This is a genomic window from Granulicatella sp. 572.rep1_STHE, assembly GCF_001073445.1.
Classification (GTDB): Bacteria; Bacillota; Bacilli; order Lactobacillales; family Aerococcaceae; genus Granulicatella; species Granulicatella adiacens.
The window spans coordinates 1-23,387 of sequence record NZ_JVBO01000037.1; the positions used below are offsets into that span (position 1 = coordinate 1).

The 23,387-nt window shown below is 36.3% G+C and carries 25 protein-coding genes and 1 tRNA gene; 3 read left to right on the top strand and 23 right to left on the bottom strand.

Annotated elements, in window-relative coordinates:
• Window positions 1-378: integrase core domain-containing protein (locus ADH99_RS08325; RefSeq protein ID WP_049555512.1), on the top strand; the 378-nt coding region annotated here is incomplete at its 5' end.
• A 116-nt stretch (window positions 379-494) separates the two neighbouring features.
• On the opposite strand, the gene ADH99_RS08330 is transcribed toward ADH99_RS08325, so the two are convergent.
• From ADH99_RS08330 to ADH99_RS08350, 5 genes are all read right to left on the bottom strand, one after another.
• Window positions 495-1,547 carry a HAMP domain-containing sensor histidine kinase gene (locus tag ADH99_RS08330; RefSeq protein WP_049555513.1) on the bottom strand — a complete coding sequence of 351 codons (1,053 nt, stop codon included), beginning with the start codon at window positions 1,545-1,547 and terminating at the stop codon, window positions 495-497.
• Window positions 1,540-2,223, bottom strand: coding sequence for a response regulator transcription factor (locus tag ADH99_RS08335; protein ID WP_049555514.1), 684 nt, complete (start codon window positions 2,221-2,223; stop codon window positions 1,540-1,542). Before ADH99_RS08335 ends, ADH99_RS08330 begins: the two co-directional genes overlap by 8 nt.
• Window positions 2,224-2,261: 38 nt before the next feature.
• The gene (locus ADH99_RS08340; protein WP_396266961.1) at window positions 2,262-2,951 is read right to left on the bottom strand and encodes an ABC transporter ATP-binding protein; all 690 of its coding nucleotides are present in this window, start codon (window positions 2,949-2,951) and stop codon (window positions 2,262-2,264) included.
• Window positions 2,941-4,032 carry an ABC transporter permease gene (locus ADH99_RS08345; RefSeq protein WP_049555516.1) on the bottom strand — a complete coding sequence of 364 codons (1,092 nt, stop codon included), beginning with the start codon at window positions 4,030-4,032 and terminating at the stop codon, window positions 2,941-2,943. The genes ADH99_RS08340 and ADH99_RS08345 overlap by 11 nt, the downstream gene beginning before the upstream one ends.
• Before the next feature lie 240 nt (window positions 4,033-4,272).
• Window positions 4,273-5,166, bottom strand: coding sequence for a DUF2268 domain-containing protein (locus ADH99_RS08350; RefSeq protein WP_049555517.1), 894 nt, complete (start codon window positions 5,164-5,166; stop codon window positions 4,273-4,275).
• 162 nt (window positions 5,167-5,328) lie between these two features.
• Here ADH99_RS08350 and ADH99_RS08355 point away from each other — a divergent pair, with 162 nt between their 5' ends.
• Window positions 5,329-5,730 carry a GNAT family N-acetyltransferase gene (locus ADH99_RS08355; protein WP_049555518.1) on the top strand — a complete coding sequence of 134 codons (402 nt, stop codon included), beginning with the start codon at window positions 5,329-5,331 and terminating at the stop codon, window positions 5,728-5,730.
• Between the two features lie 257 nt (window positions 5,731-5,987).
• On the opposite strand, the gene ADH99_RS08360 is transcribed toward ADH99_RS08355, so the two are convergent.
• Together ADH99_RS08360 and ADH99_RS08365 are read right to left on the bottom strand one after the other, a co-directional pair.
• The gene (locus tag ADH99_RS08360) at window positions 5,988-6,191 is read right to left on the bottom strand and encodes a CsbD family protein (protein WP_049555519.1); all 204 of its coding nucleotides are present in this window, start codon (window positions 6,189-6,191) and stop codon (window positions 5,988-5,990) included.
• Window positions 6,192-6,378: 187 nt separating this feature from the next.
• Window positions 6,379-6,618 carry a GlsB/YeaQ/YmgE family stress response membrane protein gene (locus ADH99_RS08365; protein ID WP_049555520.1) on the bottom strand — a complete coding sequence of 80 codons (240 nt, stop codon included), beginning with the start codon at window positions 6,616-6,618 and terminating at the stop codon, window positions 6,379-6,381.
• A gap of 285 nt (window positions 6,619-6,903) precedes the next feature.
• Here ADH99_RS08365 and ADH99_RS08370 point away from each other — a divergent pair, with 285 nt between their 5' ends.
• A complete protein-coding gene (locus ADH99_RS08370; RefSeq protein ID WP_049555521.1) occupies window positions 6,904-8,385 on the top strand; it encodes a M protein trans-acting positive regulator PRD domain-containing protein in 1,482 nt (493 codons plus the stop codon).
• 292 nt (window positions 8,386-8,677) lie between these two features.
• Here the strand turns inward: ADH99_RS08370 and ADH99_RS08375 are convergent.
• The 16 genes from ADH99_RS08375 to ADH99_RS08450 form a co-directional block, all read right to left on the bottom strand.
• A tRNA-Lys gene (locus ADH99_RS08375) sits at window positions 8,678-8,750 on the bottom strand.
• A 134-nt stretch (window positions 8,751-8,884) separates the two neighbouring features.
• Window positions 8,885-9,235: a type II toxin-antitoxin system PemK/MazF family toxin gene (locus ADH99_RS08380; protein WP_005606950.1), complete on the bottom strand. Its 351-nt coding sequence runs from the start codon at window positions 9,233-9,235 to the stop codon at window positions 8,885-8,887.
• Window positions 9,228-10,343 (bottom strand): alanine racemase, encoded by a 1,116-nt coding sequence (alr, locus tag ADH99_RS08385; RefSeq protein ID WP_049555522.1) that lies wholly within the window; start codon window positions 10,341-10,343, stop codon window positions 9,228-9,230. The genes ADH99_RS08380 and alr overlap by 8 nt, the downstream gene beginning before the upstream one ends.
• An 18-nt stretch (window positions 10,344-10,361) precedes the next feature.
• Entirely contained in the window at window positions 10,362-10,751 is a 390-nt protein-coding gene (gene acpS, locus ADH99_RS08390) for a holo-ACP synthase (RefSeq protein ID WP_082160287.1), read from the bottom strand.
• A gap of 50 nt (window positions 10,752-10,801) precedes the next feature.
• Window positions 10,802-11,365, bottom strand: coding sequence for an anaerobic ribonucleoside-triphosphate reductase activating protein (gene nrdG, locus ADH99_RS08395; RefSeq protein ID WP_005606953.1), 564 nt, complete (start codon window positions 11,363-11,365; stop codon window positions 10,802-10,804).
• Window positions 11,358-13,556, bottom strand: coding sequence for an anaerobic ribonucleoside-triphosphate reductase (gene nrdD / locus ADH99_RS08400; RefSeq protein WP_049555524.1), 2,199 nt, complete (start codon window positions 13,554-13,556; stop codon window positions 11,358-11,360). The genes nrdG and nrdD overlap by 8 nt, the downstream gene beginning before the upstream one ends.
• A 162-nt stretch (window positions 13,557-13,718) precedes the next feature.
• Window positions 13,719-14,834, bottom strand: a complete 1,116-nt coding sequence (locus ADH99_RS08405) for a phosphotransferase enzyme family protein (protein WP_049555525.1) — start codon at window positions 14,832-14,834, stop codon at window positions 13,719-13,721.
• A gap of 263 nt (window positions 14,835-15,097) precedes the next feature.
• Window positions 15,098-16,852, bottom strand: a complete 1,755-nt coding sequence (locus tag ADH99_RS08410) for a flavocytochrome c (protein WP_049555526.1) — start codon at window positions 16,850-16,852, stop codon at window positions 15,098-15,100.
• A 187-nt stretch (window positions 16,853-17,039) separates the two neighbouring features.
• On the bottom strand, window positions 17,040-17,633 hold the full coding sequence (clpP, locus tag ADH99_RS08415; protein ID WP_005606962.1) for an ATP-dependent Clp endopeptidase proteolytic subunit ClpP: 594 nt from the start codon (window positions 17,631-17,633) through the stop codon (window positions 17,040-17,042).
• A 71-nt stretch (window positions 17,634-17,704) separates the two neighbouring features.
• Window positions 17,705-17,899 carry a DNA-directed RNA polymerase subunit beta gene (locus ADH99_RS08420; protein WP_049555527.1) on the bottom strand — a complete coding sequence of 65 codons (195 nt, stop codon included), beginning with the start codon at window positions 17,897-17,899 and terminating at the stop codon, window positions 17,705-17,707.
• Entirely contained in the window at window positions 17,896-18,975 is a 1,080-nt protein-coding gene (locus ADH99_RS08425; RefSeq protein WP_049555528.1) for a rod shape-determining protein, read from the bottom strand. Before ADH99_RS08425 ends, ADH99_RS08420 begins: the two co-directional genes overlap by 4 nt.
• A gap of 14 nt (window positions 18,976-18,989) precedes the next feature.
• Entirely contained in the window at window positions 18,990-19,631 is a 642-nt protein-coding gene (locus tag ADH99_RS08430) for a Pr6Pr family membrane protein (RefSeq protein ID WP_049555529.1), read from the bottom strand.
• A 120-nt stretch (window positions 19,632-19,751) separates the two neighbouring features.
• Complete coding sequence (gene mreD, locus ADH99_RS08435; RefSeq protein ID WP_005606966.1) at window positions 19,752-20,312, bottom strand: rod shape-determining protein MreD; 561 nt, start codon at window positions 20,310-20,312, stop codon at window positions 19,752-19,754.
• Window positions 20,312-21,160: a rod shape-determining protein MreC gene (gene mreC / locus ADH99_RS08440; RefSeq protein ID WP_005606967.1), complete on the bottom strand. Its 849-nt coding sequence runs from the start codon at window positions 21,158-21,160 to the stop codon at window positions 20,312-20,314. Before mreC ends, mreD begins: the two co-directional genes overlap by 1 nt.
• 34 nt (window positions 21,161-21,194) lie before the next feature.
• Window positions 21,195-22,196, bottom strand: coding sequence for a rod shape-determining protein (locus ADH99_RS08445; protein WP_005606968.1), 1,002 nt, complete (start codon window positions 22,194-22,196; stop codon window positions 21,195-21,197).
• 306 nt (window positions 22,197-22,502) lie between these two features.
• Window positions 22,503-23,387, bottom strand: an 885-nt coding sequence (locus ADH99_RS08450; protein WP_049555937.1) for a prealbumin-like fold domain-containing protein, incomplete at its 5' end; no start/stop codon positions are given.

The window sequence follows — 23,387 nt, forward strand, 5'->3', positions numbered from 1 at the left end:
TATGGCACAAAGAAAATAGTTGCATATCAAATATCTAAACAAAATAATAATCAAATCGTTAAAGATACTTTTAATCAAATAAAGAGAAAGATAATTCCAACAAAAACAATGATTCATAGTGATCGAGGATTTCAATATACTTCTCATTTCTTTAAGCACTTTATAGAAAAAGGACAAATAACACATAGTATGTCACGTCCTGGCAGATGTATCGATAACGGACCAATTGAATCATTCTGGGGAACATTAAAGGAAGAAGTATATCGTTTATATCATTTCAAAACCTATGAGTCTCTCTTCAAGAAAGTTGAAGAGTATATCCACTTCTATAATGAGAAAAGAATTACTTTATCAATGGGGTTAAAAATCCCTGCATAAACAAAAAGACGAGTTCTTATGAACTCGTCATACAATTTAATTATTTTCCTGTCTACTTGACAGGGTGCACTTCACTTATAAGTGAATTTCGGGATTTTTATTTTAACCTCAATAATTCATTGTTTTGGCAGTATTACTTGAAATGTACTCCCTTTTCCAATCTCGCTTTCAACTGATATACTTCCACCCAGTTGATCTACAATTGTTTTTACAATCGCTAATCCTAAGCCATTTCCTTCTTGCACATGAGAATGTTCCACTTGATAAAATTGTTCAAAAATATGTCGTTGGTCTTCCTCGCTCATTCCGATTCCTTCATCTGCAATCGTCACTCTAGCAGTATCATTCTCTTCTTGGATATCAATCGTTAAATGAACGCTATCCGCAGAATACTTGACCGCATTATCGAGCAGATTCGTCCACACTTGCATGCTTAAATCTGGATCCGTCACACAATGAACGGGCCGACTCGTAAAGGTCAAGTCAATCTCTTTTTGTTTCCACTTTTCCGTAATCAAAATCACAGCATGCCGAATTTGTTCATCCAGTTGAAGTGGTTTTTTCTTTGGTTCAAAATCACGTTCCATCTTTGTCAATGTGACGATTCCATCACATAGACGACTTAGACGAAGGCTCTCTGAACGCAAAATGCCTGTCAAATCTTTTCTAGTAGATTCATCAAGCTTTTCGTCAGCTAATAAGTCACTTACCCCTACAAGAGAAGCAATCGGTGTTTTCAGTTCATGAGAAAGATTAGCAATAAATGCGGATCGATGTTCGTCACTATGTCTCAAGTCTTCGGCCATCTGATTCACATGCTGAGAAAGCTGAGCCAATTCATTGTGATATTTAGCAGTGTCTTTAGGATATTGCTTGAGAGGAATCTTACGGTTAAAATCTCCTCTTGAAATGGCCTTAACAGATTCATTCAATTCTGAAATAGGTTTTGTTAAATGAACGGACCCATACCACATGGCAAGACTCCCTACGAGAATAATGACTAGGCTAAAAATAATTAACCATGTTTGGAAGCTAACCTCTACCATAAACCAGTGTTTTAGGACAAAAACAGTCATTAAACCAATAATACTTGTGCTCACTAAAACACTGCAAAACATGAAGACGAAATAGTTTCTGAGAGGAAATTGTATTTCTTTTTGTTTATCCATTTTTAATCGTCCCTTTATACCCTAATCCTCGTATCGTTACAATTTCAAAATCTTTATTCTCTTTAAATTTTTGTCGGACCCTTTTAATACATGCATCTACTAATCTTTCGTCAAGGTCCTCTTCCATCCCCCAAATATCATCCAATAAATCCAAACGAGTAAATATTTTTTCTGGATTACTGAGTAATTTATAGAGTAAATAGAATTCTTTTCGAGGAATTTGATAAACTTCATCTCTCTCTAAATCCGTTAAAGTTAATGCATTGTAATCAAGTCTTGTATGTTCAAAACGCAGCAGTTTCTCTGTTTCTAATTGAGCTCTTCTAAGTAAGGCTTGTACTCGTAGAACAAGTTCAGTTAAACGAATCGGCTTCACCATGTAGTCATCGACGCCTAACTTAAAAGCTTCTTCCAGAGATTCTAACTGAGATTTTGCCGTAATCATTAAAATGGGCAAAGTATGCTTCGTTTCTCGTAAAGCTTTTACAAGAGCGTATCCATTCATCACGGGCATCATAATATCAGAAATTAATAAATCGACTTGATGCTTCTCCATTAACGAGAGAGCTTCCTCTCCGTTTTCAGCAATGTAAATCGTGTAGTTTTCTTGTTTTAACTTGGTTGTAATCAATGTGCGAATCGCATGATCGTCTTCAGCAACTAATATACTAAACATAGCTCCACCTTCTTTCTGGAACATTATAGCATAAATGCTTACAGACGAACTAACTTCCCTTTTTTCATCTCGTAAACCGTATCTACATACTCAAGCACTGAACGGTCATGAGTCACCATGATGGCACTCTTATGTTTAGACTTCACTTCACGCTGAATTAATTGCGCAATTTCTTTTCCTCTTTCAGGATCAAGACTTGCGGTAGGCTCATCCGCTAATATTAATTGCGGATTCCCAATAAAGGCACGAGCAATCGCAGCACGCTGCTTTTGACCGCCCGACATTTGATTTGGATACTGACCGTAGCAATTCTCTATACCTAGCTCTGCCAATAATCCTTTGACTTCCTCTTTTCGTTTTGAAGCGTCTTTCTCACCTTTTAATTTTGCTACTACTTCTAATTGGTCTCCAATTTTCATATAGGGCAATAATTGATGATCCTGGAAAATAAAGCCTAATAACTCCAGTCTCTTCTTCGTCCATTCACTTTGTTTTAAATTCGTAAGATTTTGTCCCCCGATGATTACTTGACCGCCATCAGAAGATAGGAGTAATCCTGCAATCGATAAAAGCGTTGATTTTCCTGACCCAGAAGGCCCTAGGATGGCCACAAACTCTTGTGGTTCAACGGTTAAATTCAAATCGCAAATAACATCTCTCATTTGATTTCCATCTGCGTATGATTTTTTTATCTGTTGTAATTCAATCACTGACATCTTATTCACCATTTCCACCAATCACTTCGATTGGATCTACTTTCTTAATTTTTAATAGAGATAATGCTCCGCAAATAATCGAAATAATGATAAAGCTTACTGAAATCACTGCATTATCTTCTGCTTTCATATAAAACGGCATGCTTACAGGTAAGAATGGCGTTAAGGCTAAGGCCAGACCTAATCCAATGCCAATTCCGATAATAGAAAGAATCCCTACTTGCGACAGCTGAATTCTAGTTATTTCTCCCATCGACATTCCGATTGCTTTTAACACACCAAATTGTTTCAATTTTTGCAGTGCTAAAATATAGAAGAATACTCCAAGAATTGCGGCTGAAGCGATTAATAATACCCACGTCATTGTTTTTAAAATCATATTAGTTGCAGTATATCCTGGAATTTTATTAATAATTTGTTGCTTATTCGATACCATCAACTGTTCTGATAAATCATCGGCCTCAACCTCTTGGCTTGTGATAATAACTTGTGGTTGCCAAGTGTAATTTGGATTTTTCTTCTGACGCATCTCTTCTAATGTCTTAGAACTAATGAAGGCTACTGTACTATGCCCATATTTTGCGTCTTTTGCAAAAGCAACGACTTTCAGTAAAATATCAGAAGTCTTATCTTTAATGGTATCCCCAACGTGAATTCCTTTTGCCTTGTACGATTCATCAAGAATCACTTCGTTATCAGATAAGTTCGCCGCTACATAACCGTCTTCTGCTTTAATGGTTAAATTCTTGTACGTATCCATCGCAAAGAACGTCACATCTTGCGAACCTTCTTCATCCTCTTTCATAAACGTAGAACGTTGAATTACTAGTCCTGTTTGCTCTTCTAGATGGAGGTCTTCAATTTCCGTTAGTTCTGAACTTGTAAGGGTTGAGTAAGGAATGACGCCTTCGGAATCCTTTGAAAGAATATAATGAACGTCTCCAAATGTATCAATTTGTGCCATAATAATTCGCCCTAAGCCGTTCGTTAAACCGGACAGGAAAATAACCATAAACATCATGATAACAATCAGTACCTCAATTAATATAAATTTTTTCGGTTGGTATTTAATTTCATTCCATGCTATTTTCAATGTAATTTCTCCTCTTTATAAAATCATAAGCCTAGTATACGTGAGTTTTATGACCTGAATATGACATCATTTCGGAAATTAGGGCTTTCAAGGACAAATCACGTCCTCATTGAGTTAGAGTTATGTGAGGACTTTTAACGGGGGCTATTTTTCTGACCCAAGAATTTTTTATTTAATTGATGAAAGATGCAAATAACGAAAAAAGCAGTAGATTGGCTTCCTACTGCTTTTCGTTCTTCTTTAATTCCAAAATTCTTCTACTTGACTTAAGATTTCATCTGCTGTTTTTAGTGTTGCTTCTTCAATAGACATCCCTGTTTTCTTCAAATAGTACTTGATGAGATGGTACCCACAAGTATATCCAGAAGCGTAAGGAAGACCGACTGGGTTACCACCTTGCATCTTTGTAATTTCATCGCCATATAAATACGGCATTGCTTCTTGCATATTGTTAATAGAAAGACTGTCTTTTAATTTTGGTTTAATAATCGTATTTAATGTTTCAAGATCATTCTTTGTGACCCAAGGACCAATATTTTCTTGTCCAAACATTTTCTCTGCAAAATTCTCTGCAAGCCCCTCTGCAACAATCATTTCTTTTAAGGATCCCATTTCCCAATCAACGAATTGATAACGAATATTATGATTGCATTCATGCGCCATCGCAGAAGCAATTCTATTGATGGTATATTCATTTGGTACAAGGGATAGGAAAATATACCCTGGAATCCCTCCATCCCCACTGTAATTTTCATTAATCCTCATCATTGGACTCGCTTCATTTCCTAGTAAAGCCGTAACATAGTAATCTTGTTGTTTTAATGAAATTCCTTTCGATATAAAGCTTTCAACGGAACGGTTAAAGGCTTGTTTAATATTTTCCCAAAACTCTTTATCGAATTGATTTATCATTTGAAGGTCTTCTTCAGATAAATCTTTTGGCATCTTGTGCATGTACCCCATTAGTGTCATCACATTGAATGGAATTCTTTCATCAAATGATATCCGTTGAATAGCAAACTTTTCTTTAAAGGGTAGTAATAATTTTTCTTTGAATACAGCATCTCTTTGATCTACAGGAAGCGTTAAGAGCTCTCTATAAACACTATCTGATTCGATTAAATGTAATTTCATAACATATTCCTCCTTTGATTGATATTAGGAGTATATACCCTTACGTTACGTCAGAGTCAACACCTTTTCATTCACGCTTCTTATATAAACCCTCATCAAATACAAAATAGCGGAATAATGATATAATGAATAGACAAAAAAGGTTATTGGAGGAATCGTTTTATGGAATTTACTCATAAAATTCCCTGCGTAGAAGCTTATAATCAATTAAGAGTAAATGCGGGAATGAATAGCACTAAACCTCATTCTGAAGTTAAAAAGGCTCTTGAAGGAACTCTTTTTTTAGTTTCTGTTTATGAAGATGATGAACTCATTGGCTTAGGAAGAATTGTTGGAGATGGCGGGGTCACTTTTGTCGTATCCGATATTATGGTAGACAAAAAGTTCCAAAGACGTGGAATTGCCAATAAAATCATGGAAATGATTGATCAGTGGTTTGACGAAAATACACATGAGAGCAGTTTTATCACTTTGCTAGCCAAAGTCCCTGCGGATAAGCTCTATCATAAGCATCATTTTGCCTATCTTGACGAAAATCGAGTGGGTATGATTCGAGAAAAATAAAAGACTTATCATCTTTTTATAGAATCGTTATCTTAGAACTCCTGAACCATTTAGTTACAATCAACAAAAAGGCCTTATTTTTCAAAAGAATTCAAGAAAAAACAAAATGGATGTCCCCTGTTCAATACAGGGAAACATCCATATGTTCAGCTTAATTTAATAATGTGTCCAGGATTCTGGGTACATATCATTAAATGTTCTCTTTTTTTAAAATATAAATTACAAAGACGCTTTGAAAGAGAAATTAACTCTTAGCTTTATTTGTCATCTTTATTAATCATATTTTTAACGCCTTCGATTGCTCCTTCGACCGCATCTTTTGCATCTTCAGCAACTTCTTTAACTTTAGAAACTACTTTTTCAGCAGCCCCTTCTTTTTCTGTTTTTTTATCACCAGTTAATTTTCCAAGCCCTTCTTTAACAGAGCCTTTAGCTTGATTTAATTTTTCTTCTACAGACATAGTCTTTACCTCCATTATGAGTTTTAAATGTTTCGTGTTTTTATAGAAAAGAAATAAAATAAGAATCTCTTTCCGTACTTAGAGCATTAATGAACGCGAGCTTTTTCTTTAAAAGTTGCTTCCATGTAATTATCTGAAGCCTCACATCATTAACTTTTAAATTGTATTTTGAATGTTATAAGACAATTTATGCCTTTTTACCCAAAAGAAATGATACAACAGCTACTACAATAACTGCACCAATGATAGAGGGAAACAAGGCCATTCCAGCCAAACTAGGGCCCCAAGTTCCCAATAGTGATTGACCCACAGATGAACCGACTAAACCTGCAACAATATTTGCAATAACACCCATAGAGCCACCTTTTTTAGTGATTGATCCAGCAATAAGACCAATTACACCCCCGACAATAATAGACCAAAGCATATCGATTCTCCTTTCTAAATTTACTAAATCAAAATTCAAATCTTTTGATTAATGTGATTATATAATTTGCCAACTTGGAAACATAATAATAAAGCTTAATTTTCCCGCCGATTTTATGTACTTTAAATACAATAAAACGATAAAACATTGATTTTAGATGGTTTTGAGAGAAAATTAAGATGGCTTTTCATATATTATGAGTTGTTAAGTGAATTAAAACATACACATTATGGTAAGATTGAATTATAATAAAACCACTATACTATAAAGAAAGATAACAATTTTATGCGAGAATTACTGTCTAAAAAAAGTCACAGACAATTAGAATTATTAGAAATACTATTTGAAAATAAGCGCTGGTTTCACATTTCTGAACTAGCTGAATTATTGAATTCTACAGAGCGTTCAGTAAAAGATGATTTATCCCATGTCAGATCTTCTTTTCCTGACTTGATATTTCATTCTTCAACAAATGGTATACGTATTATTAATACCGATGATAGTGATATTGAGATGGTCTATCATCATTTTTTTAAGCATTCAACTCATTTTTCAATTTTAGAATTTGTTTTTTTTAATGAAGGATATGATGCTGAGAGTATTTGCAAAGAGTTTTATATCAGTTCTTCCTCTCTTTACCGTATCATTAGTCATATTAATAAAATTATTAAGAAACAATATCATTTTGAAATTAGCCTCAATCCTGTTCGAATTACTGGAAATGAGATAGATATTCGTTACTTTTTTGCCCAATATTTTTCAGAAAAATATTATTTTCTTGAATGGCCATTTGAAGATTTTTCACCAGATCCGCTCTCTCAATTATTGGAACTAGTTTATAAAGCAACATCTTTCCCGATGAATTTATCAACTCACAGAATGTTAAAGTTGCTCTTAGTTACGAATTTATATCGAATCAAGTTTGGTCATTTCCTGGAAGTTGAGAAAGATTCTTTTAATAATCAATTGTTGGAATTTTTAATGCAGGAAGATGAAATGGAAGATATTGTCAAAAAATTTGAAACAGAATACAATATCTCTTTAACAAAAGAAGTAATAGGTCAATTGTTTGTATCTTATTTTCAAAAAATGTTTTTCATAGACGAAAAAGTATTTCTGAAGTATACAAAAACGGACATCTACGTAAAGAAATCATATCATTTGTTGGGGGATTTAGTTGATCAGGTATCAAAAGAGTATAATATTAAAGTAGACAATAAGGATAATCTTATTTGGCATCTTCATAATACGGCACATCTTCATCGCCAAGAATTATCTACAGAGTTTATCCTATTTGATCAAAAAGGCAATACAATCAAGAACTTTCAAAATATTTTTCCTCGATTTGTTTCCGATTTAAAAGAAGGGATTCTGCATTACTTACAGACTTTGGATATTGATAGTAGTTCAATGAAAGTCAATCATTTGGCCTATACGTTTATCACCCATAGCAAACACCTAGTGCTAAATCTTTTACAAAATCAACCCAAATTAAAAGTTTTGGTTATGAGTAATTTTGATCAGTATCATGCAAAATCAGTAGCGGAAACTCTTTCTTATTATTGTAGTAACAATTTTGAACTTGAAGTTTGGAATGAATTAGAATTATCCATTGATTCTTTAAAAGAATCACCGTATGATATTATTATTTCTAATTTTATTATTCCTCCTATTGAAAATAAGAGACTGATTTATTGCAATAATATTAATACAGTCGCTCTAATCTCCTTACTTAACGCGATGATGTTTATTCGATTAGACGATTAACTTTGATTATTCTTATAACAAATTAATATCCTCCGGCTAAGTGAAGCGGAGAATGCGGCTTAAAACATAGTAAAAAAACGAATGAGGTCAACATTTTTATTTTTAATTCTCTTTTCCGTTTTGTTTAGTTTGGTCTAAAGAGATATCTAAAGACTTTTTCACTTTTGAGGTATAAAAAAATTGAGAAACATTGATAACTCAACATTTCATTACACTTTCAATTTCACGGAACAAATACGGAACAATACGCACAAAAAGCCTTGGTTTTCCAAGGCTTTTTGCGTAAAAAAAATGCCCCCTACAGGGCTCGAACCTGTGACCCATAGATTAAGAGTCTACTGCTCTACCAACTGAGCTAAGGAGGCATTTGTACTTAAGGTACTTAATCAGTATACTACCATCCCCATTGTAAATCAAGGGGATTTTCCAAAGAAATTCGTATTTCATCAGACAACCGTTTATCAAAACAGCCCTCTAAATTTTCATTAGAGGGCTTTTCTTATTCTAATCCCAGACTCACTTTCAGTCCTTCGTTAATGGTGTTCATAAAATCCGCATCCACTTGCGTAATTTTCTCAAGAATTCGAGCCTTATCAATCGTACGCAATTGTTCAAGTAAGACAACAGAGTCCCGTTCGAACCCAAATTGATCTTTTTTGATTTCAATATGCGTTGGAATGTTAGCTTTTGTATTCTTTGCTGTGATTGCTGCCACAATAACAGTTGTGCTAAAGTGATTCCCAACATCATTTTGAATAATGAGAACGGGGCGTTTTCCTCCCTGCTCACTACCAATCACTGGAGACAAATCCGCTAAAAAGACATCTCCTCTTAAAATTTTATCAACCATTGATATACTCCCTTTTCACACGATCAGAGATCATACAAATGACTTCATAAGCAATTGTATCTGCACGTTTAGCTAATTCAATTGCTGTAATTTCCTCTTCTTTGTTTTTTCCTAGAAGAGTCACCTTTGTGCCGACAGGATATTCATGAGGCAGTCGAACCATACATTGATCCATACACACTCTTCCAATAATAGGACAGCGAACACCATCTACAATGACCTCTCCTTTATTGTAGGCACGTATATACCCATCTGCATATCCTATTGGTAAAGTAGCCACCCATTGAGGCTCTCTAGCAGTATAGGTTGCCCCATAACTCACCGTATCCCCAATTTCCAGTTTCTTCACCTTGACTATCTCAGTTTCCCATTGTAGGGCTGGGGTTAGATGTTCTTCATCTTCAATGCATAAGTCTCCATTAGAAGGATTAATGCCATACAAGCCGATTCCGTAACGGATAATATCACTATCTCCGGCACTATGCCAAATTGCATAAGCCGAATTCGAGCAATGAATGTGAGGAGGTCTTTCTTCCAACTCTCCAATCATACCATTGAATTTTTCTTCTTGTTTTGTTAAATGTGCGGTGTCTTCTTCATCTGCTGTTGCAAAATGGGTAAACATTCCTTCGAACTCGAATGGCCCGTTTCGTAAAACAGCCTCAACTTCCGTTAATTCTTTTTCGTTAACGACGCCAATACGACCCATTCCCGAATCTACAGCAACATGTACTTTTAAGGGTGTCTCCTTTAATAGTGGCGCAGCTTGTAGGAGCCATTCTACAGAGTCAACAGTAGCAGTAATATGATTTCTTGCTAATAGCGGCGCATCTTCCACTCGGCTTAATCCAAGGATTAAGATGGGTTCCATAATCCCTGCTTCTCTTAAAGCCAAAGCCTCATCTATATTTGCGACACAAAATCCCTGAACCCCTGCTTCTAAAGCAGCTTTGGCAACAGGAATCATGCCATGCCCATACGCATTCGCCTTTACAACTGCATAGACTTGTTTGGAAGGGTTTAATTTAGACTTTAGTTTAGAAATATTTTGTTTAATAATCGATAAATCCACTACAACTCTCGTGTTTCGATGGATTGCTTCTAACATGATGATTCATTCCTTTTTTTAATTGGATTCAAGTACGACAACGGCATAGGCATCATGACTCGTATGCGTAATCGATATCCACGTTTGATTAGAATAGCGTTCACATACAAGAACTGGTTTTCCTGTGGCATCATTCAATACTTCAATATCTTGAAATGAAACATGCTGTCCAATTCCAGTCCCAAGTGCTTTAGCATAAGCTTCTTTAGCTGCAAATCGTCCCGCAAGGAATTCCACTTTCCGTTTAAAAGGGAGCGTATGATATTTTTCCAACTCTTTTGGTGTTAACACTTTTCCCAAAAAAGATTTAGGTTCTGCTACGATTTTTTCAATGCGTGACAATTCTACCGCGTCCATACCAAGTCCCTTAATCGCCATCCGTTTGTCGTCTCCTTCATTATGATTCATTCCTATATTTTAACAAATTTACCATCATTTGTCAGAAATTTGAACAATTCCTAAGAATTCCATAACCCTGACCACAAGACCACTTCACCGGTTTTAAGAGAAGACTGTACATCAATAATGCGCTGATTACTGCTTCCCCTAAATTGCAAGGTCAAATCTTTTTTAGCGAGTTCAAATCGTCCATCCACCAAAATATCAATCAAGCTTAATAATTCTAACTTATCTTCTGTTTCTTGCATCAGCTCTTCCCAAGTATATCCTGTCCAAGACCAAATATCCTTGGTATTTCCATAAGCTTTCCGTAACGCTTTGACTAAAGACAGACAAACGCCTGTATTCAAAAAAGGTTCTCCACCTAGAAGCGTCAACCCTTGGCAATAAGAAGCTCCAACATCTGAAACAATTTGCTCTTCTAACTCTTTCGTATATTGTATTCCGTAATTAAAATTTTGAGCGATCACATTATAGCAGCCTTCACAGGCAAAGAGGCAGCCACTCACATACAGTGAACAGCGTACCCCTTCCCCATCTACAAAATTATACGGTTTGTAACTGGCAATTTTTCCTTTAGAATATTGCTCACTCGTCCACTCCTTTGGTTTTGGATTATTCATCCTCCATCACTCCTAAAGCGTAACGTTCTTTCAGTTTCGGCATATGTTTTACACGAGAAGAAATTTCCACATGACGTCCATGAACCATTGGACGCGCTTGAGGGTTTCCAAGGTATCCGCAAGTTCGTTTTACGACATCACACGTTTGTGGATCATGGTTTTTACATTGCGGACATTCAAATCCTTTAGCAGTTGGCGTAAATTCACCATCGTATCCACATTTATAACAATGATCAATTGGAGTATTCGTTCCAAGATATCCCACTCTATCATATGCATAGTCCCATACGGCTTCTAAAGCTTTTGGATTTTGTCGAAGAACAGGATACTCACAGTAGTGAATAAATCCGCCCGAAGAAAATACTGGATAATCTTTTTCAAAATCAATTTTTTCAAATGGTGTTGGATTTTTACGTACATCGTAATGGAAGCTATTCGTATAATACTCTTTCTCCGTAATATCCGGTACCAAACCAAATTTTTCAATATCGAGTTTGCAGAAACGATCGGTCAAGCTTTCACTTGGAGTCGCATAAACACTGAAATGATAACCGTATTCGTCACCCCATGCATCCGTATGCGCCTTCAACGCTTTTACAATCTCTAGAGTAAATTCCTTCGCCTCTGGGTTTGTTTCCCAGTTTGGACCAAAGAATGCTGTTGCCGCTTCATAAAGTCCAATATATCCTAAAGAAACAGTTGCACGACGATTTCTAAAGAGAAGATCCACTTCTTCCCCATCCTTCAACCGTTGTCCAAACGCTCCATAATGATATAACACAGGCGCATTATCTCTTTGCGCTTCCTTACAGCGTTCAACGCGGTACGTTAATGCATCCTTACAAATTGCTAGTTTCTCTTCGAAAATTTCCCAGAATTTGTCAATTGACCCTTCCGCTTCTAGCGCAATTCGAGGAATATTCAAAGTAACAACCCCTAAATTCATTCGACCATCGTTCACTTCTTGCCCATTTTCATCCTGCCATCCTTGTAAGAACGAACGGCATCCCATCGGCACTTTAAAACTACCGGTTAATCGAACGATTTGATCATAGTTTAGTACATCTGGATACATTCGTTTTGTTGCACATTCTAACGCTAACTGTTTTAAATCATAGTTTGGATCGGTTTCTTCTAAGTTTACCCCACGTTTTAAGGTGAATACTAATTTAGGGAAAATTGCTGTTCTCTTCTCTTTGCCAATCCCTTCCATTCTCACTTGCAGGATTGCTTTTTGAATACAACGTTCAAAACGACTCGTTCCCAGTCCAAATCCTAAAGTTGTAAAAGGAGTTTGCCCTTGAGAAGTATAGAGTGTATTGATTTCATATTCTAATGACTGCATCGCATCATAAATATCTTTTTCCGTTTTTTTCATCGCAAAAGCTTCTTGACGGTCCACTCCATCAATCCACTCCTTGGCATCTGCCAAATGTTTTTGGTAGTTTAATTCCGCATAAGGAGCCAATAATTCATCAACACGATTGGCTGAACATCCTCCATATTGGCTACTTGCGACATTTGCAATGATTTGAGCCATTTGAGCAGTTGCTGTTTGAATCGATTTTGGAGATTCTACCTCGGCATTTCCAATCTTGAATCCAAGGCCTAACATATGTTCAAAATCAATTAAGCAACAATTGGTCAGTGGCATATATGGATGATAGTCTAAATCATGATAATGAATATCCCCTTTTAAATGCGCATTCGCGACATGAGGAGGTAATAGTTTTAATCCAATAATTTTTCCAACTGTACCCGCCGTTAGATCCCTTTGCGTATTAAAAACTTTACTATCTTTATTCGCATTTTCATTAACCACGCTTGCATCTTTATTCGTTAATCGAGACAGTGCCCATTGGAAATCCAGTTGATTTTTTCTACGTAAATCTCGATCCACTCTGTATGAAATATATGCTTGTGCTAATTCAGATTCCCCATCTTCAATTAAAAAATGTTCAATAATACTTTGAATTTCATAAATTTGAATAGTCTCACTAAATCTTCTAGAAATTTCTTGGAGAACTTCGTCTACGATTCGATTCAATTCCGCTTCTCTTTTAACATCCATTTCTCCATTTAACTCTGCCTCTGCTTTAAAGATTGCTCGTTCGATTTTCTCCTTTTGAAATTCAACTTCCCGACCATCTCTTTTAGTGACTAATAAGGTCTTCAATTCTTGTACACACATCACAATCCCTCCTTAAAACTCTCGAATCTATTTTATCATGCTGAATTTAAAAATCAACCCCAAAAACACAATATATTGTGTTTTGAATCGTTATAATTTATATATATAGTTTTTAATGGTGCAAAAAAACCTCTTCAGTTCTCTTCTGAAGAGGCTTTGTTTTTATTTCATATTTTGGACGGCTTGAACCATTTGGTCCCAACTATTTTCCATATCTTGTACTAATTTTAATTGTGTACGTGCTCGGTCCAGATTTTGTCCTGGACGACTGGTTTGGTAGTAGACATCGCCATTGATGTAGTCCGTCAAGAAACGAATCCCTTGTTCTAACGTGATTACACGTGCCCCCCAAGGTAAGTATTCGAGTTCAGCTTCGGTTAAGATTCCGCTTGTTCCTTCGATAAAGCCTTTCACATATGTTTCGTATAAGTCGAAATCAAAGTTCACTTTTGATAAATCTGGTTCGTCCTCGGCACAATCGTTTGCCCCAAAACGAATAGAATCCCCAAAATCAAATAATACTAACCCTGGCATTACAGTATCTAAATCCACAATGCATAGTGGTTCTTTTGTTTGGCTATCGAACATAATATTATTTAATTTTGTATCATTATGCGTTACTCGAAGTGGCAATACGCCTTCATCTAACAAATCATATAGTAAGAAGCAATCTGCTTTACGACTTTGGATAAAGTCGATCTCTGCTTGAACCTCTTTTACTCTGCCAACACGATCTTCTCGGATTGCTTCTTCTAATTGGCGATAACGATTTCGAGTATCGTGAAATTGCGGAATTACTTCTACTAACTGGCTTGCATCGAAGTCATTTAAATCATAAGCGAATCGTCCAAATGCTTTTGCAGTAATATAAAATTGCTGCGGATTTTCTACTTTATCTAATGAATAACTGTTTTCCACTGAATCATAAATTCTCCAGTAAGATCCATTATCCAAGTTTGCCGTTAAATGTCCATCTTTAGTGCGAATTACACGTAGCGTTTCACGAGAAGCGTCGCGTCCGTCTGCTTCATATTTTTCACGCAGATAGCTTGTTACTTTCTCGATATTTTCCATTAATCCACGTACATTTGGAAAAATATGATGATTAATCGCTTGCAATACATATTGCTTTTCTTTATTTTCTTGTGTATGAGTGATTTGATAAGTTTTGTTAATTAATCCATTTCCTAAAGGTTGAATATCAACTAGCTCTCCTGGTAGTTCATAATATTCATACGCCACTTTGGCATCCTTTAATGAATTTTCTACAACTGTCATTCCTTTTTCTCCTTTAGTAATTTACAAATAATACATTCCCATTGTACCGCTTCCAAGAGTAAAAAGAAAGATATAACGCGAAAAAACTTCGATGATTGAAAAGCATTTACAGTTCAAATGTATGTAGGGGGATTAAACTTGTTTTTCCCCTGGAATGTTCATTTAAAAAGGGAGAAAGACCAAGTGCGTTTAAACTCCCCTGGTCTTACTCCCAAAAGAAACCTGCTAACTTAGATTTCTTTTTTCTATAAATTGGTCAATGATTAATGACTAACTTCTTTCCCAGCAATACGTCCAAAAGTGATAATATCCGTAATCGCATTTCCTCCAAGACGGTTCTTCCCTTGGATAACCCCTGTTAATTCACCAGCAGCATATAGCCCTGGGATTGCTTCTCCTTTATCATTCAATACTTCTGCTTTTTCATTAATCACTAATCCACCCATTGTATGGTGAACAGAAGGAACGGCTTTTTGAATGTAGTAAGGACCTTCTTCAAGAGATACTAAACCACCACGGTGATGGAAATCTTTGTCATCTTTATTTTTCGCATATTCATTTACTTTTGCGATGGTTTCTTTCAAGTTATTGATATCGATATCGAAGAATTTCGCAGCTTCTTCAATCGTATCAGCTTTCACTAACAAGCCTTCACGAATCAACTCATCGTACTCTGCTTTATGCGCTTCTTTTGTTTTCGAAATCGCATCAATCTTATCGTTCCAGATTTGGTAAGTGTATCCACCTGTTTGCGCTAAAATCGCCTTCGAAATAACGTCACGACGGTCTAATTCTTCTACAAATCGTTTTCCTTCCTGGTTCACAAGTATCGCTCCGTCAAAACGTGTATCTGCCAAAAGGGAAATCATACCTGTCTTCGGATTTGCGATTGGGTATGTTTGGATATATTCCATGTTCTTTAATGCCGCTCCTGCTTTTTGAGCCATTACAATTCCATCCCCTGTAGTACCAACTGTATCTGTAGATTTATAGCGTTCGTCATATTCCTTGTTGTATTGTTTACGCATTTCAACATTTGAACCGAACCCACCTGTTGTTAATACCACTCCATTAGTTGCAAGGAATGTCACTTCTTTTTTAGTCTTGTCAGTTGCTTTTATACCTGTCACACGACCGTTTGCATCTTGAATTAATTCTTCTGCTTTTACGTTCAAGAAGATTTTAACGCCAAGTTCTTCAGCTTTTGCTTTTAATTTAGACACTAATTCCGCACCAGTATGTCCCTTAGGAATCAATGCACGTTTAAATGAATGTCCACCGAATTGGAATAATTGGTCTGATAAGAACTCAACATGAACATCATCTCTTAACCATTCTGCTGATTCCAATGCTTTTTCTGCCATTAAATGAACGAGTTTAGGGTCCCCAATATTATCTCCACCCTTCATCGTATCATTATAGTATGCTTCTACAGAGTCTCCAGTAATCCCAAGATTCTTTTGTACCCAGTTACCAGGTGCATTCATTTCCCCACCGGAAATAAGAGTATTACCGCCGACCGTTGGCATTTTTTCTACAATTGCGACTGATTTTCCTGCTTTAGCGGCTTCTATAGCAGCACTTAAACCTGCACCACCTGAACCGACGATCACTACATCAAAAGTTTGCTCAGTTGGAAGTTCACTTTTCTTCATTTTTGTTTGTTTCGAAGCTACAAGTTTAATTCCTGATTTCGTAATAGCATCTTTGACTGCTGCCAAGTACCCTTCGCTTGTTGCACTCGCTCCTGATACGACATCTACATCAGCAGAGTTTTGAGCGATAATGGCTTCCTTTAGATCTTCATAAACAGGTTCAGATAAGCCTTTGTTTTCACCTTGTTCTATAACCTCAATATTGGTTATTTTTGCGTCTGTAATCGTCACAGCAACTCTAATCTCGCCGTGCTTACCAGTTCCCACTCCTTCAAATTTTCCACTTTGCTTAGCTGTTGAACAACCGAATAAAAGTAGAATCGATAATATACTTAGTAAAAGAACGTTTAAACTTTTTTTCATTTTCCTCACCTTTTCTATTTTGTTATTCCTTTTACAATAATTATTGTAACGCTTTCAGAAATCTTAATAAACACTAAATGAAATATTTCACATAAAAATAATATTTTTCGTCATAAATATTCGGAAACAGAAATGACAAAAACACCTTCAGTAATCATTATGATACTGAAGGTGTTTTTCATTTCGATTATTTCATTTCTTTTGAGCTTTCCATAATCGCATCAATTAAGCCATATTCTAAGGCTTCTTGTGCAGTCATGTAGTTATCACGATCTGTATCTTTTTCGATACGTGATAATTTTTGGCCTGTTTGTTTTGCCAAGATTTTATTTAAACGTTCACGTGTTTTCAAGATTTGACGCGCTGCGATTTCGATTTCTGTCGCTTGCCCTTGTGCTCCTCCTAAAGGTTGGTGAATTAAGATTTCAGCGTTTGGCAATGCGTAACGTTTGCCTTTTGCTCCAGCTGTTAATAGGAATGAACCCATTGACGCTGCCAGCCCCATTGCGATGGTTTGAACGTCTGCTTTAATGAAGTTCATTGTATCGTAGATGGCTAAACCAGCTGTTACGCTTCCCCCTGGAGAGTTGATATACATATAAATATCTTTCTCAGGATCTTGTGCATCTAAGAAAAGTAATTGCGCGATAATCGCATTCGCCATGTCATCTTGAATGGGTCCGCTCACCATGATAATACGGTCTTTTAATAAGCGTGAATAAATGTCATAAGCACGTTCTCCACGTGAAGACTGTTCAATAACTGTTGGAATTAAATTCATACTACTTCCTCCAAATCTAATATTTGTTTAAGTCTACTGCTATAGTCAATAAAGGTCAATTTATATGCTTGCTAATTAATAAATCTAAAAATCTTATCCCAAATTTCTTTAGAAAAAATATCGAGCGGATTTTTACCTTCGCCAAGAACTGCATATCCAATCATTAAACCAAGAGCAAACAAGATGATGGCAATGATAAGAAAAACTAAGATACGCAATAGTGCCGTAAATAGTAAGTTGCGACTATTCTTTAATTGTTCTTTCATGATTCTTCTGTCCTTTCATCATCAATCATATGTGCGGTTGGATTCATTACCACTTTCTTCGCACTAAAAATTCTACGGATTGCAGCAAAAATGCCTCTTTCAGATTTAATTCGATTTAATAAAATTCCTGTTCCAATCGCTACGCTTTGAAGCGGATTTTCTGCAATCATCACTGGAACTTGAAGTTTTTCAGAGAGCATACGATCAATCCCATTAATCAAGGCGCCTCCACCGGTAACCATCACACCACGTTCGATAATATCTCCAGCCAATTCTGGTGGGGTAGCCTCTAGAACAAGTCTAGCTTCTTCTCCAATGGTATCTAACATTTCTTTTAAGCAATGATAGATTTCATTCGTATAGATTGTCACTGTTTTTGGAAGTCCTGTCGTCATATCTCTTCCTTTGACAATCATATCAGATTCATTTTCAACTTCCACTGCACTTCCAAGCGACATCTTAATCGCCTCTGCAGTTCGTTCTCCAATGATTAATTGATACTTGTCTTTAATATATTCGGAAATCGCAAAGTCCATATTGTCCCCAGCTAATTTAATCGAGCGACTTGTCACTGTTGAGCCCATCGATAAAACGGCAATATCACTCGTTCCACCACCAATATCAATCACCATATTTCCAATTGGAGAAAAGATATCTAACCCTACTCCTACAGCAGCCACTTTTGGTTCTTCTTCTAAATAGATATTTCTTCCACCACATTTAATCGCCGCTTGAATAATCGCCTTTTGTTCTACAGTCGTAATATTCGTTGGCGTGCAAATTAAAATATCGGGTTTTGAAAACCAGCTATTTAAATTTAATTTTTGCATGAATAATTCTAATAATTGTTCAGTAACCGCAATATCCGCTATTACTCCGCCTTTTAATGGATGATGAACATTGATTTCTTTTGGAGTACGTCCTACCATTTGATATGCTCGTTCTCCGACTGCAATCACTTCTCCAGTACGCTCATCTAAAGCAACTAACGAAGGTTCATTTAATATAATCCCGCGATCTTTTAGAAAGACTAAAATATTCGCAGTTCCTAAGTCAATACCAATGTCTCGAAGCATGAAAGTCTCCTCTCTTATAAATATTTCTTTGTTTTAAATCCATTTTTAAAAAGTACAAGGACATAGGAGCCTACTAAAAATGCGGCTGCTAATCCTAAACTATACTGAATAACACCTAAAATTCCATATTTATCAACATTCAAAAAGAAATAAGGGAACGGTCCATCGGGGTTATTTCCAATGGGAATTCGTGTAATTAACGCAATCGCAACAGAAATAATTGCATACGCCAATGGTAAAATCGTCCATACAAACGGATCCCACCACTTATAACAATGCCCTTTATCAAATAGTGCCCAATCTAACAATGCTCCATAAGGAACAATATAATGAACTAGAAAATTTTCAATCGTCCAAAATTCTTCGGGTGTTTTTAAAGGAGCTAGCATGAAATGATACACCAGTCCAGTTAGAAGAATCGCAACGGTCATTCCACCTTTTAAACGAATATCCCACTGACTCCAATGGCCTTCCTTACGGTATTTTAGCAGTAAGTAAATGAGAAAAATAACTACTAGTAAATTAGATTGATTGGTGTAATAGCGAATAGAATGCCATCCGTGGAGAAACATCTCCATTAAGAATCCCACTAAAGCACATATAGCAATGACTCCTTTAGAAATTAAACTTAGTTTCAAAAATACTTCTTTGTTCATTCCATTCCTCTTTCTAAAGACACTAATTCTCCTTATTATAGCATAAATGCTACAACAGTCGGTATTAATAGCCTAAACAAAAAAGGGCCGGCGCTCGCCAACCCTTATTGGTAAAATAGATTAACTTCTTCGATGATTGATTAAATCATGTGGACTCACTACTGGAGTCGCATTCACCCACCGTGCAAAATTACGAAGTGGAATATACAGAATATAATAAATCACGATATTGAGCATAAGCGTCGCCCCTAATCGTTCCACTAAAAACTCGTTCCATCCCATGCTGACAACGCCTCTTAACGCATATACGAAGTATACAGAAACTTCTGTCAAACTTAAGAAGAACACTAATGCTAATCCTAACGTAAATGGATTTTGCAAAATATTTGTACGTACTAAACGAATCACTCGCACAATCACTGCAAATATTCCCATATAGATTCCTAAAATTCCTGCATAATAACTATCTACCAAAAATCCTGCAATCACTGAAAACCAAAACATCGCCTTATGGTCAATCATAAAATTCAGCAATACAACTGCAATGACAATAATTCTTGGCGTTAAACTATAGCCAGAACGCAAAAATAAAGTAGAAAAATGATTCGTCAATACACCGTCCACTAGGAAAGCCAGAATGAAGACAAACAATACCCAATAAACTCTTCTGGAGTTACGCATTATTGCCCCTCACTTTCGCTTGTACGAATGACTACTGTTACATAACGAACATCATTCGTATCTGCCGCTGGACGAATTTTCACTTCTTTATACAAGCCAAAACGGTCCATCGCCACTTCTTCAACCGTTCCGATATATAGCGAGTTTGGAGAAATGCCCCCAAGACCACTCGTCACAACCTTATCCCCTACTTTAATATCCTGAGTAGCTTGAATTTGGCTCATAACAAGCATATTTGTCTTTTCGTCATATCCGGTAATGGTCCCGTAGATTGGTTCTTTTTCATTTTGAATCATCGCCGCAACACGAACTAAAGTATTATCAGCATTCGATAACAAGGCAATACGTGCGCTTGTAGGATTCACATCTAAAACTTTTCCTACTAAACCATTATCACTCATTACCGACATTTGAGGTTGGATTCCATCATTTGATCCTTTATTAATCGTAATCACATCACGCCAAGTATCCGGATTACGCGCAATGACCGTAGCATTCACTAATGTATAATCATTCAGCGTATCTTGCAACTTCAGCGTTTCTTTCATTTTTTGGTTATCACGTTTTAACTCATTCAATTGAACCTCTAATTCATGAATGGTATCGATTTTTTGTTTTAAGGATTGATTCTCTTGATACGTATTTGATAAATCACCCACACTATCAATAAAATCATTAATACTATTTGCTGGATAAGAGACTAATCTTCCAAGAATATTGGTTACATCATTAACACCTTGAGTCACGATATTACTTCCGTAAGTAACGGAATACATGATTAATGCTAATGCAACAATGATTCCGATTACCCAACCAATTAGTTTCTTATTTGAAAAAATTGGATTCACATCATCACTCCTCTATAAAATTTTTCAACGGACTCTATTTTTTCATTAATGATGGGTTCGCTAGAATAGCTCCTGTTCCTAATGCCACACAATCTAGTGGGTCATTGGCAACAAACGCTGGCACTTGCGTTTCCTTCGAAATCATCTCTGCAAGATGACGAAGCATCGCTCCACCACCTGTCAGAACGATTCCATGATCAATAACGTCCGCAGAAATTTCTGGCGGTGTTTGTTCTAACACATCTTTAACAGCATCTAAAATTTGATGAATAATCTCACTCATCGCAATTGCAATTTCTTTAGCGGGAACTTCTACTACTCGTGGAAGACCTGTTACCATATCACGTCCACGAACTTGCATACTTCCTTGCGCTTTTTCGACAGAAGCAGACCCTAATTGAATCTTAAGTTCCTCTGCTGTACGCTCTCCAATCAGTAGATTATACGTTTTACGAACGTGCTGGACAATAGCTTCATTGAGCTCATCTCCACCAACGCGAATCGAACGACTATTCACGATTCCTCCTAAAGAAATCGTTGCTACGTCCGTTGTTCCTCCACCAATATCTACAATCATGCTTCCTGTTGGGTCTGTAATTGGTAAGCCCGCTCCTACTGCTGCTGCAAAAGGTTCTTCCACAACATAGGCTTCCTTCGCTCCAGCATATTTAGTAGCATCTAAAACAGCTCTTTTTTCAACGTCTGTAATTCCGCTTGGTACACAAATAATGACCACTGGTTTAAAAAATGAGCGGCCAACAATCGATTGGATGAAATATTTTAACATAGCAGTTGTCGTATTATAGTCTGCGATTACACCATCTTTCATTGGGCGTAATGCTACGATATTTTCAGGCGTTCTCCCAATCATTTCGAAAGCCGATTTCCCTACTGCGATAATTTCTTCTGTAACGATATTTTTTGCAACAACGGAAGGTTCACGTGTGACAATTCCTTCATCTTCAAGATAAACAATCGTGTTAGCTGTTCCTAAGTCAATTCCGATATTTTGTGCTTTAAAATTAAATGCAACCACACTACTTCCTCCTTCAGTAATTCTTCTACAGACCAGGCTGTAAGAATTCTATTCTAGTATATCAGAATTTGGCACTTTATTCTTGTTTTTTATAGCTTTTTAGAAAACTTTTTTATTTTGAAATATTAAAGCGGTTTCTGTAATCTGTTGGTGATTTTTACATCCGAAAGTTTCCAAAATTTAAATAGATTTTACGAAATAAAAAAAGAACCAAACAACATAAAGTTGCTTGATTCCTTTCTCTTTTTCCACTCGTCTGGCAAGGCGAGCAATTAATTTAGTAAATCCATCTATTCAGATAATGAACTAGTTAAATCTCTTTTTGCCATTTGAAGCTACCATGACAACACCTAAACCTAATAATGCCAATCCAGCTAATAGTGTTCCTTGTTCAGAAACACTACCAGTATTTGGTAAGTTTGGTTCATTTGGTTTTTCAGGTTCTGTTTGGTCTGTGATGACTAATTTGCCATCTTTGTACTCTACAGAATTTCCGTTAGCATTTAACACTTCAATCGTTCCATCAAAGTTCACTTTGAAAGTGATATCTGTTACTGCTAAGTAGCCTGTTGGTGCTGCTTCTTCATGGAATGTATATGTTCCAGGTGCTAAGTTTAATTCTTTAGACTTATCCGCTTCTGAAGTCCAGCTTGCTACTGGTGTTCCTTCTGCTTTGTCACCTTTGAAGATCTTGATTTTAGCTCCCTCAATTTCTTTTCCAGCAATATTTACTTTACTGAACGTTACTTTACGAGGTAAATCATCATCTTTATCGGTTACTGTCACTGTTGAACCATTTGTTTCAACTTTGTTTTCTTCACCTTTAGAGTCTTTTTCACCAACATTTGTTACCGTTACAGTTCCATCATAGTTCACTTTGAAAGTGATATCTGTCACCTTAAGGTATCCTGTTGGCGCTGCTTCTTCATGGAATGTATATGTTCCAGGCGTTAAATCTAATTCCTTAGATTTTCCTGCTTCTGATGTCCAGCTTTCTACTGGAGTTCCTTCTGCTTTGTCACCTTTGAAGATCTTAATTTTAGCGTCTGCGATTTCTGTTCCGCCTAAGCTTACTTTGCTGAAAGTAATCTTACGTGGTAAATCATCATCTTTATCGGTTACTGTCATTGTTGAACCATTTGTTTCAACTTTGTTTTCTTCACCTTTAGAGTCTTTTTCACCAACATTTGT

What these genes read in the sequence shown, in the direction of transcription:
- ADH99_RS08335 (WP_049555514.1), bottom strand. Translation starts at nt 2,223, where the DNA reads ATGTTTAGTATATTAGTTGCTGAAGACGATCATGCGATTCGCACATTG.
- ADH99_RS08340 (WP_396266961.1), bottom strand. Translation starts at nt 2,951, where the DNA reads ATGGTGAATAAGATGTCAGTGATTGAATTACAACAGATAAAAAAATCA.
- ADH99_RS08370 (WP_049555521.1), top strand. Translation starts at nt 6,904, where the DNA reads ATGCGAGAATTACTGTCTAAAAAAAGTCACAGACAATTAGAATTATTA.
- ADH99_RS08420 (WP_049555527.1), bottom strand. Translation starts at nt 17,899, where the DNA reads ATGAAAGAACAATTAAAGAATAGTCGCAACTTACTATTTACGGCACTA.
- ADH99_RS08405 (WP_049555525.1), bottom strand. Translation starts at nt 14,834, where the DNA reads ATGACAGTTGTAGAAAATTCATTAAAGGATGCCAAAGTGGCGTATGAA.
- mreD (WP_005606966.1), bottom strand. Translation starts at nt 20,312, where the DNA reads ATGCGTAACTCCAGAAGAGTTTATTGGGTATTGTTTGTCTTCATTCTG.
- ADH99_RS08365 (WP_049555520.1), bottom strand. Translation starts at nt 6,618, where the DNA reads ATGCTTTGGTCTATTATTGTCGGGGGTGTAATTGGTCTTATTGCTGGA.
- ADH99_RS08410 (WP_049555526.1), bottom strand. Translation starts at nt 16,852, where the DNA reads ATGAAAAAAAGTTTAAACGTTCTTTTACTAAGTATATTATCGATTCTA.
- alr (WP_049555522.1), bottom strand. Translation starts at nt 10,343, where the DNA reads ATGTTAGAAGCAATCCATCGAAACACGAGAGTTGTAGTGGATTTATCG.
- ADH99_RS08360 (WP_049555519.1), bottom strand. Translation starts at nt 6,191, where the DNA reads ATGTCTGTAGAAGAAAAATTAAATCAAGCTAAAGGCTCTGTTAAAGAA.
- ADH99_RS08355 (WP_049555518.1), top strand. Translation starts at nt 5,329, where the DNA reads ATGGAATTTACTCATAAAATTCCCTGCGTAGAAGCTTATAATCAATTA.
- clpP (WP_005606962.1), bottom strand. Translation starts at nt 17,633, where the DNA reads ATGAATTTAATTCCAACAGTTATTGAACAGTCTTCACGTGGAGAACGT.
- ADH99_RS08430 (WP_049555529.1), bottom strand. Translation starts at nt 19,631, where the DNA reads ATGAACAAAGAAGTATTTTTGAAACTAAGTTTAATTTCTAAAGGAGTC.
- nrdG (WP_005606953.1), bottom strand. Translation starts at nt 11,365, where the DNA reads ATGAATAATCCAAAACCAAAGGAGTGGACGAGTGAGCAATATTCTAAA.
- ADH99_RS08380 (WP_005606950.1), bottom strand. Translation starts at nt 9,235, where the DNA reads ATGGTTGATAAAATTTTAAGAGGAGATGTCTTTTTAGCGGATTTGTCT.
- acpS (WP_082160287.1), bottom strand. Translation starts at nt 10,751, where the DNA reads ATGAATCATAATGAAGGAGACGACAAACGGATGGCGATTAAGGGACTT.
- nrdD (WP_049555524.1), bottom strand. Translation starts at nt 13,556, where the DNA reads ATGTGTGTACAAGAATTGAAGACCTTATTAGTCACTAAAAGAGATGGT.
- ADH99_RS08330 (WP_049555513.1), bottom strand. Translation starts at nt 1,547, where the DNA reads ATGGATAAACAAAAAGAAATACAATTTCCTCTCAGAAACTATTTCGTC.
- ADH99_RS08425 (WP_049555528.1), bottom strand. Translation starts at nt 18,975, where the DNA reads ATGCTTCGAGACATTGGTATTGACTTAGGAACTGCGAATATTTTAGTC.
- ADH99_RS08350 (WP_049555517.1), bottom strand. Translation starts at nt 5,166, where the DNA reads ATGAAATTACATTTAATCGAATCAGATAGTGTTTATAGAGAGCTCTTA.